General features: G+C 56.1%; 13 protein-coding genes, 1 tRNA gene and 1 pseudogene. 9 read left to right on the top strand and 6 right to left on the bottom strand.

Translation table 11 applies throughout. The features are described 5' to 3' along the window. The 6 genes from SE91_RS28375 to SE91_RS36655 all read left to right on the top strand — a co-directional run. Positions 1-157, top strand: a 157-nt coding sequence (locus SE91_RS28375; protein ID WP_197489525.1) for a Maf family protein, incomplete at its 5' end; no start/stop codon positions are given. Positions 158-287: 130 nt separating this feature from the next. Beyond that, positions 288-470 (top strand): DNA gyrase inhibitor YacG, encoded by a 183-nt coding sequence (yacG, locus tag SE91_RS28370; protein ID WP_061850001.1) that lies wholly within the window; start codon positions 288-290, stop codon positions 468-470. A 186-nt stretch (positions 471-656) separates the two neighbouring features. Beyond that, positions 657-732, top strand: a tRNA-Phe gene (locus tag SE91_RS28365). 85 nt (positions 733-817) lie between these two features. After that, on the top strand, positions 818-2398 hold the full coding sequence (locus SE91_RS28360; RefSeq protein ID WP_061851379.1) for a site-specific integrase: 1581 nt from the start codon (positions 818-820) through the stop codon (positions 2396-2398). 179 nt (positions 2399-2577) lie between these two features. Continuing rightward, entirely contained in the window at positions 2578-3444 is an 867-nt protein-coding gene (locus tag SE91_RS28355) for an FRG domain-containing protein (RefSeq protein WP_245318622.1), read from the top strand. Between the two features lie 92 nt (positions 3445-3536). Next, positions 3537-4241: a hypothetical protein gene (locus SE91_RS36655; protein WP_156489833.1), complete on the top strand. Its 705-nt coding sequence runs from the start codon at positions 3537-3539 to the stop codon at positions 4239-4241. A 34-nt stretch (positions 4242-4275) separates the two neighbouring features. On the opposite strand, the gene SE91_RS36650 is transcribed toward SE91_RS36655, so the two are convergent. The 6 genes from SE91_RS36650 to SE91_RS36645 all read right to left on the bottom strand — a co-directional run bounded on the left by SE91_RS36650 (position 4276) and on the right by SE91_RS36645 (position 11742). Next, positions 4276-4614, bottom strand: a complete 339-nt coding sequence (locus tag SE91_RS36650) for a hypothetical protein (protein WP_156489832.1) — start codon at positions 4612-4614, stop codon at positions 4276-4278. Positions 4615-5732: 1118 nt separating this feature from the next. Next, on the bottom strand, positions 5733-6797 hold the full coding sequence (locus tag SE91_RS28345) for a hypothetical protein (RefSeq protein ID WP_245318556.1): 1065 nt from the start codon (positions 6795-6797) through the stop codon (positions 5733-5735). 621 nt (positions 6798-7418) lie between these two features. Further along, on the bottom strand, positions 7419-7829 hold the full coding sequence (locus tag SE91_RS28340) for a hypothetical protein (protein ID WP_061849997.1): 411 nt from the start codon (positions 7827-7829) through the stop codon (positions 7419-7421). Positions 7830-8590: 761 nt separating this feature from the next. Then, positions 8591-8929, bottom strand: a complete 339-nt coding sequence (locus SE91_RS28335; RefSeq protein ID WP_082813941.1) for a DUF2958 domain-containing protein — start codon at positions 8927-8929, stop codon at positions 8591-8593. A gap of 11 nt (positions 8930-8940) precedes the next feature. Further along, positions 8941-10071, bottom strand: a complete 1131-nt coding sequence (locus SE91_RS28330; protein ID WP_156489831.1) for a PGN_0703 family putative restriction endonuclease — start codon at positions 10069-10071, stop codon at positions 8941-8943. A 489-nt stretch (positions 10072-10560) separates the two neighbouring features. Next, a complete protein-coding gene (locus SE91_RS36645; RefSeq protein WP_156489830.1) occupies positions 10561-11742 on the bottom strand; it encodes a hypothetical protein in 1182 nt (393 codons plus the stop codon). A 136-nt stretch (positions 11743-11878) separates the two neighbouring features. On the opposite strand from SE91_RS36645, the gene SE91_RS28320 reads away from it, so the two are divergent. The 3 genes and pseudogenes from SE91_RS28320 to SE91_RS37890 all read left to right on the top strand — a co-directional run. Then, positions 11879-13927: a DNA polymerase III delta subunit-related protein gene (locus SE91_RS28320; protein ID WP_197489523.1), complete on the top strand. Its 2049-nt coding sequence runs from the start codon at positions 11879-11881 to the stop codon at positions 13925-13927. Between the two features lie 206 nt (positions 13928-14133). Continuing rightward, positions 14134-14697 carry a hypothetical protein gene (locus SE91_RS36640; protein ID WP_156489829.1) on the top strand — a complete coding sequence of 188 codons (564 nt, stop codon included), beginning with the start codon at positions 14134-14136 and terminating at the stop codon, positions 14695-14697. 230 nt (positions 14698-14927) lie between these two features. Continuing rightward, positions 14928-15077, top strand: a pseudogene (locus tag SE91_RS37890) (non-homologous end-joining DNA ligase); the annotation flags it as partial. Positions 15078-16313: the final 1236 nt, after the last annotated feature.

Here is a 16313-nt window from a genome sequence, read left to right as displayed (position 1 = left end):
CTACGCCGTGCAGGGCATCGCCGGGTCCTTCGTGGTGAAGATGGTGGGCTCCTACACCAACGTGGTCGGCCTGCCGCTCTACGAGACCACGACGCTGCTCGGCGGCGAGGGCTTTCCGATCCGCTTCGGCTGGCTCAACGCCACCACCGCGGTGTGAGCCGGCAAGCCGCTGCGGCGAAGTTCGCGAAAACAACCCCATGCACCTGGCGCCACCGCATGCCGGCGCCCGTGGAACCCGTTTGCCGGCAGACGCTTGAATCGCCCTACTGATGTAAGCTGCAACGACCATGAACGATCACGTCAAGCCGCCCGCCGCCCCGCTCAAAACCTGCCCGATCTGCGGCAAGCCGCAGTCAGAGGCCGCCCGTCCGTTTTGCTCCTCGCGCTGCCGCGACGTCGACCTGAACCGCTGGCTGAAAGGCTCCTACGTCATCCCCGGCCGCGACGATGAAACCGGCGACGTGGAATAGATGAATAATTTCAATATTTTGTCTTGGCGAGCGCCTCTCCGTCCGCGAGCCGCGAAAACCCCGCCCGACCTTGTGCACAGCCGGGCCGCGCCCGGCGAAGCCTCTTGGCGAAGCCGGGTGGACAGGCCGCCCCGAGCCCACTATAAACCGCCCGCTCGATGGGCTTTGGCCCCTCTCTTGGAGCACGCCCAGGTAGCTCAGTTGGTAGAGCATGCGACTGAAAATCGCAGTGTCGGTGGTTCGATTCCGCCCCTGGGCACCACGGCTCATCTAAGAGCCTGATATCCAAAGCATTTCAGCAAACTCAACGGCTTACCCGCTCCTCAGTGGTACAGAAGGGTGGTACAATGCCGTTAGCCATGTCGCGTCCTTGGAAGCATCCGAAAACAGGAATTTACCAACTCCGGAAAGCGGTCCCGGACGATCTACGCAGACTAGTGGGCAAACGCGAGGAGAAGGTAAGTCTCCAGACCCGCGATCCAGCAGAGGCCAAGTGGCGGCACGCGAAGGCGCTCGCGGAGCTCGAAGCTCGCTGGGCCAATCTTCGGGCTGGTCCGAAACCGCTGACGGAGCGTGACGCGCATCAACTGGCTATTGTCGCCCACGACCGATGGCTAGAGCAATACAGGGACAATCCGAGTCAGCAGAACAGCTGGGATGTGGAGCTTGGGGGTCGGCTCTTCGGTGTGTCCAAAACCTTTAAAGAAATCACCGCCGAGGTTGAGCGGCTATCGGACTTTTCCGTTCTAGACACGCCAGAAAGCAAGATACTTAGAATGGAGCAGGCCTGCTTGGAGGCAGCGAACGACTATCTCTCTGCCAACGGGATCTTTGTCGATGATCAGAACCGACGAACCATGGCCCGTGCCCTCGGTATAGCCATACAGCGCGCGAGTGTGACTCTGGCGAGGTTGGCGAGAGGAGAGGGCATTCAGAACTCTCCTTTCTCGCACACAGCTGTATCGCCGCCGCCCGCCACATCCAGCGCACCACGGCGGGCGGTCACCTTCCAGGATCTTTTAAATGGTTGGGCGGCCGAGCGCCGGCCCGTCGCAAAGACGGTCTACGAATGGACGCGTGTCTTTCGGGAATTGGAGAAACATCTCGGGCATACCGACGCCCATCGCCTAAGCCCGGAGAACCTCATTGATTGGAAAGGAGTGATGGTCTCAGCCGGATTGCGCGGGAAAACTATCCAAGGCTCGAAGCTCTCGCCCGTTCGGGCGATCCTGCAATGGGGCGTTCAGAATAAGCTGATTGGATCGAATGCCGCTGAAGGGATATCTCTGGACGTCAAAGCCAAACAGGGAGAGCGCAAGCGAAGCTTCACGGATGAGGAAGCGAAAATCGTCCTGCGGGCCGCCCTCTTAGAGAAGGACTCCGTAAAGAGGTGGGTTCCTTGGATTGGTGCCTACACTGGAGCTCGACTCTCAGAGATATGCCAGTTGCGATACGAGGACGTTCTGAAAATCGACGACGTCTGGTGCATAAAGTTTGCGCCTGAAGCCGGCTCGCTGAAAACCTCCGGGTCAGAGCGTATTGTGCCCGTCCATCCCGCGCTGGTTGAGAGCGGGTTTCTAAACTTCGTCGCTCAAATTAGGTCGGGCCCTTTATTTGCCGAGCTCTCGCCGGACAAATTCGGTAAGCGTGGCGGCAATGGCACCAAGATGATCGGTCGGTTTGTGCGTCAGCTTGGACTGAAAGACCCGCGGCTATCTCCGAGCCATTCCTGGCGACACAGGATTAAGACACTGGGTCGCAAGCATGCGCTTGCTCAAGACATTCTGAATGCAATCACCGGGCACGGCTCAAAATCGGTTGCGGACTCCTACGGCGAATTTCCGGTGGAGGCGCTTTTTCGCGAGCTTTGCAAGATACCAGCACTCGAAATGGAGAGGGGCGTGGACCAGGGGTTTCCCAAACCGTAGGTCGGAAGTTCGAGTCTTCCCACGCGTTTTACCCAGATCACGGAAAGGAGTGGCGCGCACTACTCACTGCTGTGATGCCGGACTGGGAGGATAGAAAGTCAAGGTTGGAGAAGACCTTGAGCTAGCTGTTATGGTCAGGCTGCTAGTTACTTTATATGTAGACAAGGGAGAGTAGATTGGTGGTGCGGATTTCAAGACCGGCGCATAGGGTGCAGTCGGTCTCTGATTTTGTCGAATACGTGATGGATTGGACGCGTAGTGGTCAGCGTCCAGTTGCCTTCCGTGGTGAGCGGTTCAAGGGTTGGCAAACTCAACCGAAGGTTTTTCGCCCAGACGTGGCAATGTATGAGCATGAGAAGAATGCCGTGCGTGACCTTGTCTCCGTTCACCCTCAAGAATTTCGTGACGACGAGACTATGTTCGACCGTCTTGTTCGAATGCAACACTTCGAGCTACCCACGCGACTTTTAGATGTAACCGTAAATCCGCTCGTTGCGCTCTATTTTGCGACCGCAGACCACAAAGAGAACGGCGAACTTCAAGACGGTAAAGTCCAGGCCCTCTTCCTGCCTGAGGAGCGTCAGCGCTACTATGACAGTGATAGGGTAAGTTGTATGGCAAATCTGGCCAATCTGACCGTGGATGAAAAAAAGGAGATGGCTCGAGCTTACAGTCTAGATCAAGACGACTTCAATGAAGAACCGGTGGTTAAACGCTTAGTTTGGTTCGTTCGAATAGAAAAGCCTCACTTCGAAGCGAAGATAAACCCGGACCATCTCAAGCAGCCGGTTTTTGTTAAGCCTAAGATGAGCAATCGCCGAATCATTGCTCAATCAGGTGCCTTCCTGATTTATGGAGCCAGGCGACTCTCAAGCAGGGAGGTTGACACCGACTTGCGTCTATCCCGCGTATTGGTTCCGGCCGAAAAGAAGGCGGCAATTCGGACTCAGCTTGAGCGCCTTGGCGTGCACGCAAGCTCACTGTTTCCCGAGATCGACAAAGCTGCTGGGTTCATCGCAAAGCGATATGCGAACGATGAGGGCTAGAACAAGGTGCATAAGATGGGCAATGTGTTCCTCCGGTGGGCTGGACAAGCATCGACGTTTGCGCCCGCGGGAACGGGCAAACGGGGGACGACGTGTCGGACAATAACTGGTTCACCAATCATGGCCAGCGCATTGCCACAGCCGGGACCGTAGGCTCGCTAATCGTGGCCCTGCTCGCAAATTGGGAGAAGATTTCTCAACATGAAGGACTCGTAGCTTGGTGGCCAGTCGTTGCTGTGCCGGTATCGATTTATGCTGCGTTTAAGATTGGGCGATCCTCGCGGGAAGATAAGCCTGCGACAACTGCACCGGTCGAGCCTCCCAAGGAGCCGTTGCAGAAGTCGGAGCCTGAGGTACCTCCAACACCCAAACTAGCGTTGCCGAAATACTCAGATCGCTTTGAGCTGGATCACGACAGCATTTTCATGGCTGTCAAAAAGGTGAAATTGGGAGACTACTGGGAAATTGGCAACGACCTGGACCGCCTGAAGATTACACCGCTTGGTATCCAACCTTTGAGGCGCGCTGAACAAGGAGTTGAGATCTGCTTCCAAACGCAGGGCTCGATGTTCTACGGAGGAGCCGAAACGAAGGAAACGGGTACAAACAGCTTCGTGCTCGGCGTCACGCGTTCAGGATTTCAAGCCGAACCCTTATGTGCCTATCAGTACAGCTTTTCCGAAAACCACGTGCATTTCAAGGCAGTTCGTGTCGACCATATCAACGCGCAAGCCAATGAAGTTGTCTTGGAAATTTGTACGGTCGCTTTGCGCAAGCTTCATCGTGAATTGAAATAATCGAGAAGCTTCTCTTGGGCGAAGGCGATGGTGTTCAGTTAAGCCTCCGCCCGCAATAGTAGCCTCCTTGAAGATGGTATGGAGGAAGTCCCGGGTCGGCCATGTTCTCTACCGCGATTTTCGCAGAGCTTGCTGCCGTATCGCTTTGCACCAGCAAGAACGGTGTGTGATTTGGGTCAAATCCGGGAGGAGGAGCATCGAGAAATTGGGTAAAGAAGCCAAAAAATGACTCGCCAGGATTGCAGACCAGCAGAAAGTCGCGCGCGTTTGGGCTGGTCCGGCTGAACCGCTCGGAGATTGCGTGCCGGACTAATTCATAAGCGGCCACGCCCGCCGGAGGGTTTTCCTTCGCGCAAAAAAATGATGCGTCCACGGGGTATGGGCCAAGCTCCCTCGGCCCTAAATTCCAGAATGAGATCGTATTCTGATTCATGCTCCGCGACATACGCATGGGGCTGTAACCAGGCCTATATCCCGGAGGGGGTTGCTGTGGAAATCCAATCGTATATCCCAGGATGAAACTACCCCGTGGACAGGCAAATCGGATTGGCTGAGGACGCTTCTGGGGCGGAAAGCTCCCCTGAACTTGATAAGGAGACACAGCAAAGCGTCCGGCAAGAGGTTGTGCGCTCGCCACACAGCCTGCAAACAGCCAAGCCACGATAGCTACAATCACGTATTTCATCGAATTTCTCTGACTAGGCAATCAACAGGCGAGACCCGGATAGTTTTAATCTACCCCGATGTAATCAGGCCTACAGTCAACCACGCCAGCGGTGCCTGGCGAAGCACACCATTTGTCTCCGTAGCGGACCGAATAGGTCGCTCGATCATCCGCATAGTAGAGGACGAAGTTCGAATTTCCTCCCGCAGCCCAGAGGATCCGAAAACTTCGTGGTCCGCCGCTCCAAGTTGCCGAACCGGCACAATTGGGCTGACTGGTGAAGCATCTATAAGGATCGGTACGGTTGATTGTCTGTGACTGCCGGGCCCTGGACCCCTTTTGTTTAGCAGCAAGAGCCTCTGCTGTCATGAAAAGCATGAGGCAGCACAATGAGATTACAAGCTTCATAGAAATCTCCCCCACTAAAACTAGAAGATGCGACATGATAGCTCTCAGCACAAGAGATTGCGGTGTAAGGCCACCCAACAGGGGAGAGGCAAAATGCCCACCGAGGCGCGGAGGCCTTCAAACTCCGTGCGAACAGGCGGTGCAGTTCGTTGAGTCTGTACAGCAGTCGCCTTTGCTGCTCCGCGAGGGGGTGGTCGCTTGAGCCGACCTCATTGAGGTGGCAGGCGATGCGGCAATTCGTAACGTTTCAGGTTGGCAAGTCGACTAGCCTGCAGGCGACCAGGCGTTCCTTCGGCGTTAAATGCTTCAGTAATCCACCGCGTGGTCCGCAACTCGCCATCTCGCGTTGCCTTTCGAGGTTACTGCGGATGGACGAAAATCGAACGAGGAGTGCATCCCTCTCCACCACTCGATCGAACCTATAACGGATACTTGCGAACACACTGAGCCAGTTCCTTTACCAACTCGCGTGTCTGAATCGGCGGCTGTCCATAGCCCACGAGCCGCACATCCAGATCGAAGCGCTGAACCTTCTTGATCGCGCGCTTGATGGCGGTTTGAATCCACTCGGGAGCGTTGCCGAAAGCCCCGCCGCCAAGGGAAGTGAGCAACACAATGTTCGATGCCCCGCGACGGGAGTTGATGATCCCTTCAAGCACCGTTGCCTCATATGCAGCATCGAGCACCAACTGCGCGAATGGAGCCCAGCGCAGTTGCGGCGCACTGCCGTACGCTACGGGTAGCGCTGAGCAGAAGGCTTGACTCACAACAGGCCCTGGTGCGGTCGGCGCATTCGTCACCTCCACGTTGCGATGTATGCCGATGCGAAGCTTACCCGCCAGCGCGTCGGCCTGCTTGGGGCCGATCGCTCGCAGGTGGTCTGCGATCAGGTCCAGACCCTGGCGCGTGCACAGAGCATACCCATTGCGCCAGTCCCACAGGTCGGTCACGGGGCGGCTCAATCGGGCGCTTAACTCAGCGCCAACATCTTTTAGGCCATCAAGTTGGCGATGCACCGTCTGGCCAAACTTTCCGGCCACGGGCGCAAAGTAGTTGCGGTAGATCGTCGCCGCGCCCGCTGCCATGGCGCACGCCGGGCCCTGCGTGTGGTCGTGCTCGTAGCGCGTGACGCCATCCTCGGGCGTGACGCTGGGGCCGATCATCTCCAGAGAATTGAACTGGCTGGCAACTTGGAACAACGCACCTGCATACTCGGGCACCTGGTGCATCTTGCGCACGTCGCCGGTAACGATCCGCACGCGAGCCTGGCCTTCGGCGCCGGTGCCACCGGCTACTCGGGCGCGCAGGTCGTCGAGCGATGCCAGCTCGAACTGGCCGATTCCATAGCTGCGGCCGTTGGCCCTGGAGCGGAGAGTACTGCCGTGCACCTCAAGCTGCGCGCGGGTAGCGGCGTACGTGCTTTCATTGAAGCCGGTGATGCGCGTAAACCAGTCCATTTTCCCACGTTTTGCTAATGAAGCCAATTAGGGTTTCAAAGGGCTGCAATGCTACTGCCACAACCATTGAAGTAGAGGCGGGCAGCGCGGTGGAAGCGCGTGGTCAATTTCGAAGAATCGTTGTTGCGCCGGACGATTTCGTCCGGAATAAGCCGCGCCGCGGGAGGACAGAGCGGTATAGAACTGGGAACCGAGAATTCATCGGAGACCCTTACGTTATGGTGGCGCAAGAGATTCAGCCGACGAAGTCAGTTGTAGAGAGTTTCTCGGAGAAGACGGGAGAAATCGCCCCAGCGGTTCGGGGAGGTAAGGTAGGTAGAAGTAGGGAGAGTAGGGGAGTAGGGAGAGTAGGGAGAGTAGGTGGTGGATGCCGTGCCGTTCGGCACGGAAGGGAGTAGATAATATACTTGAACGACAAGCCCTCAACCAGCCGATTCGTCCTTATTGTTTAGCTAGGGAGGAAGCGTTGTCGAAGTTGATGGCAGGTCAAAGCCTGCGAGTCGAGTGTGTAGCGCACGGCCAACTTTCAGGCAGGGCGTCAACTTGGATCCCGCGGTAACGTCGAAGCGCCACTGAACAACAAAAGTCTCCGAACTATAGAGACGATTGCGTGATTTCGAGCCAAACGTCATCCTTTTTGCGACTTCCCTAGGTCAGTTGGAAAAATATAATGGCCTTGCCCGCGTTGGTGCGGACGAAAGCGCTGCAGTTTCTGAACTCAGCGTGCGAGTCGCCGGCTGTTGCGGGTGCCCGGGCGGCGAAGTCCGCGACCTCATCGACCTGGAGCAGCTTGACGTCTTGCTGCCCGGCAATCGACTCGTTGACTACCTTCGTTAGGAGGTGGCGAGTGAAGGTACTATCGCATTGAGGCATATCGCCAGGTGTGAATTGAACTCCACATCGGATAAGCGCGTAGCCGGCGAACAGAACCAAAGTCAGAACGGCGGCAATCGTTCCTCTAACCAGGCCTGTCTTTAGATTGCCGGTGGCGATTGAATGTTCTGCCAGCCTCTTCGAGATTGCTTCCTTGAGATACAGAAAGACAGCCGTGAAAATCATGCGTGAACACCCTAGTCTTTCGACACACTATTCAGCCTGGCGGCGTTTAAGTTGCGGGAAGCTAAACTGAGCGAGCGTCACAGGTGTCGCAGGATCATCTAGTCGGATGTTTGGATGGACTTACGATGCTCTGTGCTGGGTGATTGCTGAATTCGGCACCATGCAAGGGGACCTCTCGGGATTGAGAGGTCCAGAGCGATTATTCGAACCTTGGTGAACGCTTGAGGGGGCTGTTCCTTGGCCGAAGGACAAGGCTTCGCCTTCTACGGCGAAGCCTTCTTGCCTGATGAATCCGAACCTCGGAGCCACGCCGTCGGTAAGCTGTTTGATGAACGCAACCCTGGGACGGGGAGGCCGGGGTCAGTCGGTCGGCCTTTATGCGCTGCTTCTCTCCTGACGCGGATGGAGAATCTCGCCCAATCAATCAGCGAGATCGTCATCTGTGGGTCGGGGCGTCCCTGAGCCCACTGCTGCTGCAAAAAAATGCGCTTGTGCCGATGCCATTCGGCAAGGTGACCGGCTACCCCTGAGTCGTCTGGCTAATGTCAAGGACCAGTGCCCGTAGGGGCTGGCTATGAACCTTACTCCGCGGATCAGCTCGCAGAAAGCTCAGACCGTGGTTCATAGCGTTTTCGGCGCGAGGGAGCGTAGAGTGGCGGCCGAACCTTGGCACGGCGCGATTACGCCCGGAGGCGCTGGGGCATCAAGGGGGCCCAGCGCCTCGACCATGCGCAAGCGACCTTCGCAGGCCATGAGCGCGACTATGCGACGACTTTGCCTCTGGCTCGCGCGTCTTCGGCATACGCGGACAACGGCTTCTCAGGAACGAAACGAGCATCCCGTTCGACGGGTAGCCCAAGGGGGCCGCGGAGCTCGGTCAGTTCGGCAAGCGAAACGTAACCGAGCTCCGGGAAGCCAAGACCTAGGTCACACAGTCCGAAGATGCGATCGGGGTCGTCTGGATCAACTTCAGTGATGAGCCACGTTGCCTGAGCGTCTGGTGTGAACAATTTTACCACCGGTAGGTGATCGCCGCCGCTAATTGCGTTAACCAGGAGTTGGACGCGATCTGCCACCGTGAGGAGATCGATGTTGGACATCAAGCCGCTCCTCACCTGTTTGTGCTTGATGAAGGGCCGCTCGCCTTCGAAGGGTGACGTTGACGGCTGGCCGATACCTTGGCGGCCGGAATTAGTTTGCCAGTGTCGACGCTAAGACTGGCGGTATCCGGGAATTCGTTCAGGGCGAGACGATAGACCCGCTCGAAGTCGCAGTATCGGGCCCATAGCTTATTCGCCATCTCTGTGGCGTTGGACTGGCCCATTGCTTTGATCACGGCTTCCAGATCGAGCGATCGAAAGCCTACCTGATCGTTACGACCCTCCTCCGCATCCATCAGTTCGCTTTGATAGACACGAAAGGCCGCATTCGCGCGGCGATTGAGCCTTGGAGCGATGGTAATGAACATGGCTCTCGACGTGATGCCATGATTGACCGCGAGTTGAGCGATCATATGTTCGCGCCAAAGCTGTTCAAGCGCCAAGGACCGCAGCAATTGGCTGTCAGGATCTTTGAAGAGGCCGACCTGTCTCGATGCTTCATCGTAACGGGGCCGTAACCGCGCCGCCGGGCCGGTCATGTCTTCCGAATATTTCACTTCGACGAAGATAGTGGCTTCTTGCCCGTCAGGAGTGAGGACGGACATGGCAACGTCAACCGCTGTCCCATCCGAGAGAAACCTCTCTTCATGGCGGCCAGGCGAGTGCTCAAAACGGATGCCTTCGACCGTATTGACGAAGTCCGGCAGAAGAGCACGGAAGACAGCGGTTGCGACGCGAAGGTCGACGACCATTGGGCCAAACAGATTGAAGACCAATGGCATTGAGCTCAACGCATTTCTGAAAAGGCGGTCCTCATCGATCATCGCTCCTTCCTCGCGCATGATCAGTTCGTGGCGTACCAGTCCATGAATGGCCGGCGACAGGAAGTTTTTGCCGGCTTCGGCGGCTTCGGCACTCAGGCAGGAGCCGATGTCCATGGTAATGGCGTCTTCCCCCATTCCTTGAACATGGATGCCGGTCGGAATTCCTTGATCAGTTAGCCAGAGGTACTGCAGCAAGCGGGCTGCGCGGCGGAAGCGTGTATCGATTTCAAAATGAACGTTATGCCGCCGAACGATGTGCTCTGGGATGAGCGGGACGCGAGCGATTGGTGTGATGTCGGCTAGGTTTGTAGTTCGCATGAGAACCTCTTAGTGGCCGTTGCCCACAGAGATTCGAAGGCTGATGTGCCAAGTTGCGAGCGCGAACCGCTTAACAAAAAGCCTTCGTTCAAGGCTGACGACTACAAGGCCCGTTTTGCGAGGATGTCGATTCTCAGTCGGGTGCCGAGATGGAGTTGCCAGAGCTAAGCGTCTGGGCAGCAAGGAGAGAAAGGGAGGGTAGGGAAGGTAGGGAGGGTAGGGAGGGAGGGAGGGAAGGTAGAAGGTAGCGCCGGCTATGCCGGCGGCTAAGGGGTAAATAATATGTTTGTTTCACCAAGCATCAACCAGCCAGTCCGGCAGTTTTTTGAGGCCACGGGTAGAGCGTTTCATTGGGGGGCCGACCTCTAACTACTCGCCTGCGGCATTTGCCATTTTCTTTAGCTGCCGCAACAAGGTCGACGCGTATATCGCGAACTCGAATGAGCATCCTAGATCATCAAGGACATTGCGCAATGATCGAGCCATGCCCTACCGCGCGATGTTGTAAAGAAGAACAGCCGCATTCAAGTCACTGCCTACACCGCAAACCTTCAAGCATCTCTCGCTGAACGTCAGTTTCAGCTGTACCGTTTCGAACAGGAAGCAGGCGAGCATCAAGTCGTGCGCTCGCACAGTGCAGTCAAAGTCTGCGGTCGGTTCGGATAGCCGATGCCATGACTTGATCGTGTTGCCTCCAAAAGCACTTGACATCACGATTGATTGGCCTTGCCCGTCAGAGCGGGGTGTAAATTCTACCAGATCAACAAGCGATGCAAAAAGTGGAATGCTTTTTTGCAACCAGTCCGTCGCTACGGTCACCGAAAATGAAGGAGCGGCGTCAAAACAAGGGGGTGCGACGGACGTTGCAGAGATTCTAGGCCAATGGGCAGTAATCCCTTCTGGGGATTCCAAAGACCAGCGGTCAGCCGTTTCTCCAATGCTGATGCGGCCGCTGCACCGGGAAAGCACGGCGCTCAGGTTGAGAATGTGTGACCCTGGTATAGAAAGGATGAAGGGCAACTGCGTGGATGAAAAGCGGGCTGCCGCATATAGATAACCATGCCAGGCATCTCCGCTTTGAATGCGCAAATCTGGCTTGAGACCTGTGAATGGATCTTTACGAGCGTTATAAAGACCGGCGGCCTGTATACCTTTTCGAAGCACATATGCAGGTGCTTCGGCTAGTATCGTCCGGTTACCTTCCAGGATGGCTAACGTATGCAATTTAGCAATTATCGGGATGGTGGTATTGTCTTTCGTTTGGACCGAGAGGATGGAGTCCTTCTCGATAAAGCGAAGGCTTAGCGGACCCCGAAGCGCCTTAGCGGCTTTGTAGGCTGTTTCGATCGCGATGCCGAAGCAGATCGTTGCTCGTCCCATGCCACAAGGATTGGCAAGAGGAGCGCGTGCGGATACGTGCAGCGCTCCATCTTTGGTCTCGGCGTGGACAACCAAAAACTTATCCGACAGCTCAAAAATCAGCTGCGACGGTTCGAGTCTGGGGATCGAGACGGATTTAACGAGCTGTTCAAGCCGTGCACCGTCCAAAGAAAACTCGTAAATTCCAATGGCATACAGATTTGGATCTCTCGCGGGCCAGAGCGGGAGTTCTAGCTGTGAACTCTTAGCCTCCGGTGTTTCGGAGGTCATCGAAAAGTTCGAAGTAGGCATACTCATCTCCAGAATGGCAGGGTGAGCACCTAATCCCAGCCAGATTAGGAGAGCAGGGGGCCGTACCGAGGTGGCAGAGCCCCTTTTCAGGCCGTAGTGGCAGAGCTACGGGTTGCTTTTGGCCAGGAATACGCAAGTGCTTGACTTAGCAAAGAAATATCGCCCGACACGTCTGAGCGAGGTAATCGGTCAACGTAAAGCTGTCGCATTCATCAAGGATCAGTTGAGCACCGGGGACGGACGATCAGTGCTCCTCTCCGGCCCCGTAGGGACGGGTAAGACCAGCCTCGCGTATATCTATGGAAAGGGAATAATGTGCGCGGGGCGGAGCGCTGACTGTGGCTGCGGTAAGTGTGTACATTGCGTTGATTTCGATAGGCGCGGCCTTGCTTCGGATGTGACCATCCTGGAGTGCGGTGAGCGATCGACAATCGTCGATTTCCAGAACCTCCTTACGTTAGCACGTGTGGCGCCAAACACCTCTCCGAGGAGGGTAGTCATTTTAGATGAGCTACAAAATGCTTCCTCCCGCGCAATGGACGCGCTGTTGGCCATAACAGAGCGACCACCTTCACTGCTGACATTCATCCTTCTGACGTCGCAGATTCATAAGATTCCGATCTCGCTTCAATCTCGCATGAAGCACATCGAAACCGAGCTACTGGACAGCTTAAGCGCGAAGAGATTCATAACTCAAATCTGCGATCGAGAAAACTTGGTATTTGAGCCGGAGGCGTTGTCTTTGTTGATCGCTGCCGTTCCGGGCGCCCCCCGGCTGTTGCTTCGAACACTAGAAAAGGTCGTAGCGAACGGTCGTGTCACAGAGAAGTCGGTCAAAGAGGAACTCAACCTAGACATCGTTGGACACCTCGACAGCGTTTTCGCGGCTATTTTGGAGGGCAATATTCCAAGACAGTTTGAATCGCTGGAGCAATGGAAAGAACAGCCTGCTCGCAAGCTCGAGTTCATCGACCGCTATTTGGGCCACGTGTATTACGAATCCTTTTTAAGAATGCGTAGAGTGGATCCAGTACTACGAGGACTTGATTCGGAGGTGACGTCCAAGCTTTGTCATCGCATTTTGCAAAGCTCAGAGCGTCTGTCGATTTCCGCAAGTGACGTTTGGCAAGGGGTATTGGAATGTGTGACTAATTCGACAGATACGTCTGATACGAAACTGGCGGCCATCGTGCTAAAGCTCAACAGCATGTTAGCCGCAGGCGCTGCGGCAGCGGATCCCACTGTGAAGCCGCCGCGCAAGGCACGCAAAACCTTCTACAATAGCCAAAATGCAAGAGGCTATTTGAGCTTCCAAAACGCTCGAGCCGCCTGGAATACTGCTTCCTTTATGATGCAGCACTATGGATCGCTCTTCAATGCGAGGCTGGTGATGTACGGCGAGAACTCCGATGCCGTCGTGGCAGAAACTTCGGAGTTGACGAGGCAGCTCCACATGCGTCTGAAAGAGTGGTCGCATCGCTCCGATGTTCATTTTCATTGGATGTGGCAACTCGAAGGTCTCGAGAACGGCTTCTCTGTTCGAATGGTGATGTCAATCAATGACTCATTTATCCCAGCTGCACGCGACTGGGTTCATAGTTGCTTTCTTAGAAGGGGTCGTAAGTTGACGGCCAGCGACGTACGTTGGCGCACTCGAAACGCGCATGAGCGTGCTATTGAATTTCATTGGCGAGCTGTGCGATCTCTCATCCGAGGACTAGATCCTCAAGTTGCAGTGATAGATGACACGGGTGCGCTCGTCCCCGTCGTGACTTTGCTTGGCATTCCGTTGGCTTGGCAAGCGCCGCTGGCGCATAAGAAAAGAAAAAAGCAACGGGGGCAATCTTATTCGCTGGGGCCTACGAGCCTTAAGCTTGCGCAAGCTGAGAATATGCCGTTCCTTTCTGCTGTCGATGATTGCGCTTGGGACGCGGCGGATAGTGGATGGGAGCTAAAGGAGTTTCGTGATCGCGTCCTCGAGAGAAAAGACAGAATCGAGGTTAGTTCGCAAATTGAGCGAGTGTTTTCAGATCAGAATGCTTTCACCCAAGCTCGAATGACGGAGGAATTGAGCGCCTGTGAGGCCAAGCGTCGGAAACTCGCAAAAGATCGGCAACGGTCTTGGCGAGGATGGTGGTTGGCCCGAACTCGCGATCCAGTTCCTAGTCAGGCGCGCACGTCGTGAGAAAAAGAACAATTATATCATTTGGTTACTAGGCTAGATACTAGGTGCTTCAATTTCGAATCCTTGCAAGATAGCCCCAAAATTGTTGAGATATAGGAATGTTGCAAAATGGCGCTATGCCGGTCTCGAGTGCTCAGTGAGCTGAGTTTACACGGTGAACGTTCGCTCGTTCTGCGAAACGCCAAAGCAAATCTGAGGGCTCACATATGACAAAAAAAGCCGAGTACCTGCCAAAAGCGGACGAGGTCGAGCCAATAGAGCCTGGATTCCCGGCTGACCTTACAAATAAAGTCAATAAAATGCTCAGCGACTACCGCAAGACGAGGAATGTTTTGTTCCTGTGGGAAGCAGCGAGAGTTTGTCTCACACATGATCTGATACTGCCCAAAGTGATACGGCAATTCCTATTCGGAGTTTGCGATGGGCTGCTCGACCTGGTCGACAGAAAGGGTGGGCGAGCTGATGTGGCCGATGTTGCGCTCGGTACTCTCAATGACCAAGGGGGGTACAGCATGTTCGAGCGTTATAAGGCTGTTAAGGACCGTCAAGAACTGCTCCAGCTCATTGACCGCAAAATGGAAGATTATTTGGGTGGAACGAAGACCCAAGATGAAATATTCAATGAAGTCGCAAAGGAAAGCGATCTCAGCGTTGAGCATGTGAAGAAAGTGTATTCTAAGGCAAATCCCGCGTTCTCCGGGCTGAGCGTCGGAGACGAGCGCCGCGCGCGTGAGAGGTTAAGGAGAGGTGCGGGCGCGACCGAACTTTAATGATCGCGCTTGACCTGCCGGTCAAGTGTCATCCAGCAGCGGTCAGAGGCTGGGTTTTGTACGCCGAGTGGCCCGGGTATGTCTGTAGAGGCGCGCTCTCGCTCGTGATCTTGTGGAGAAGGTCGATGCGCAGTCGCAGCCGTGTCGCAAACGTTCGCACGTCATGCGCGATGCCCCCTACCTGACTTTCGTTGCGGCTTCGCTGCCGACTTCTTCGCCGCTGCCGCGGCAAGAAGACCTGCGTCCAGCGGGAGGCGCCGGCGATCGTCGGCTTTGCGCTCGACGAGGGGAAGTGGGACGGCATCTATCTCGGCTGCCGAAAGCGCATCGACCTGGTCTTTGCCGGCAAGGTCGACCACCATGATTGCGTAGTTTCAGCGGATAATGGCGAACGGATGTAGCGTCTGAGACTCAGCAGATTGCGAGCCTCGCCGGTCCGAATACGCAAACATGATCCACGAATTCGGCCCGGAGCTGGGGAGGCGAGTGCTGTCGCTGCGGTCCGTCGGTCTGCTGGTGCGCAGGACCTTACGTGCCAGATCAATGAAGGCGAGAAGTTTAGGCGCCTCCGAGGCATGCGGCTGAAGTAAAGGAAAAGACCAGTTTCTTCGGTAGGTTCGCGGCAAGACTCTGCGCGGGCGCCTCGTGCGCAAGTCCTCGCGAACCAATGTTTCATAAGCTATTCCCACTCCCGCAATGCAAGTTTCCTCGCATACGAGGAATCCGTGACATGCGTAAACTCGCTCTCATCGAGTGGATGGGCTTCGGGTTGTAGCTTGAATCCGCAAATTGCAATTGCTCCGTAGCGATCCTGGCTCAGAACTATCCCTCGTTGGAATTTCTTGGCTATCTTTCCGTCGCGCTAATCGGTTCGCGCGCGGCGCAGCGCAGTTCGGTGAGCACTACGGCGGCGATGGAGAGGTCAGTGTAGCCACGCTCCGAAAAGATGGCTGGCGTGCTGCCCCTATATACGCGAACTGCGATAAGGAATAGCTCGCCGCTACCCGGCTCGTTGGTGAGGTCTTTGCGGCCGTCCGCATTCGGTCGCGCTGCGGGAAGCGATGCGGCCCCGCCGCGCTTAGGGGACGCAACAGGACCGCTCGCTTGGCGCCGATCTCACCTTGTGCATTCGAAGGAGGTAGGACGGATCGGCGTCGAAGTTGGCCCCTCTCAGCAAACGTTCACAGTCTGCGAGACGTAGCCGTAACCATTCCAAACCTGCTGCCGTTGATAGCAAGTCGATCCGTAGGCAGCCGAAGCGCCTAACGCTGCGCCGGTTGCGATACCGGCAGCGGCTGCAGCGGGCCAGCCCCAGCCCCAACCACCCCCGTAATAGCCGCCGCGATAGTAGCGGCCACCAGCCCAACGGGTGCCGCCACCGTGCCAACCAGGACGAACGCGTGCGTGCCATTGTGTCCCACCCCCATGCCAGCCGGGGCGGACCATTCCGCCGCCGTGGAAATGCATGCCGCCTGCTCGCATCCCCCCACGCGGTCGGGCGTCTACGGTTTGCGGCAACAGCATTGCCAGCGACGAAACAATACCCACAGCCAACATTGATGCTTTTGCGATCATTGCCACGCTCCCAAAGCGCGGTGATCAACACCGCGCGGTGT

The organism is Bradyrhizobium sp. DOA1 (assembly GCF_001593325.1).
Classification (GTDB): Bacteria; Pseudomonadota; Alphaproteobacteria; order Rhizobiales; family Xanthobacteraceae; genus Bradyrhizobium.
The sequence above is the reverse complement of the archived record's forward strand: the minus strand, read 5'-3'. Positions and strand labels throughout refer to the sequence as shown.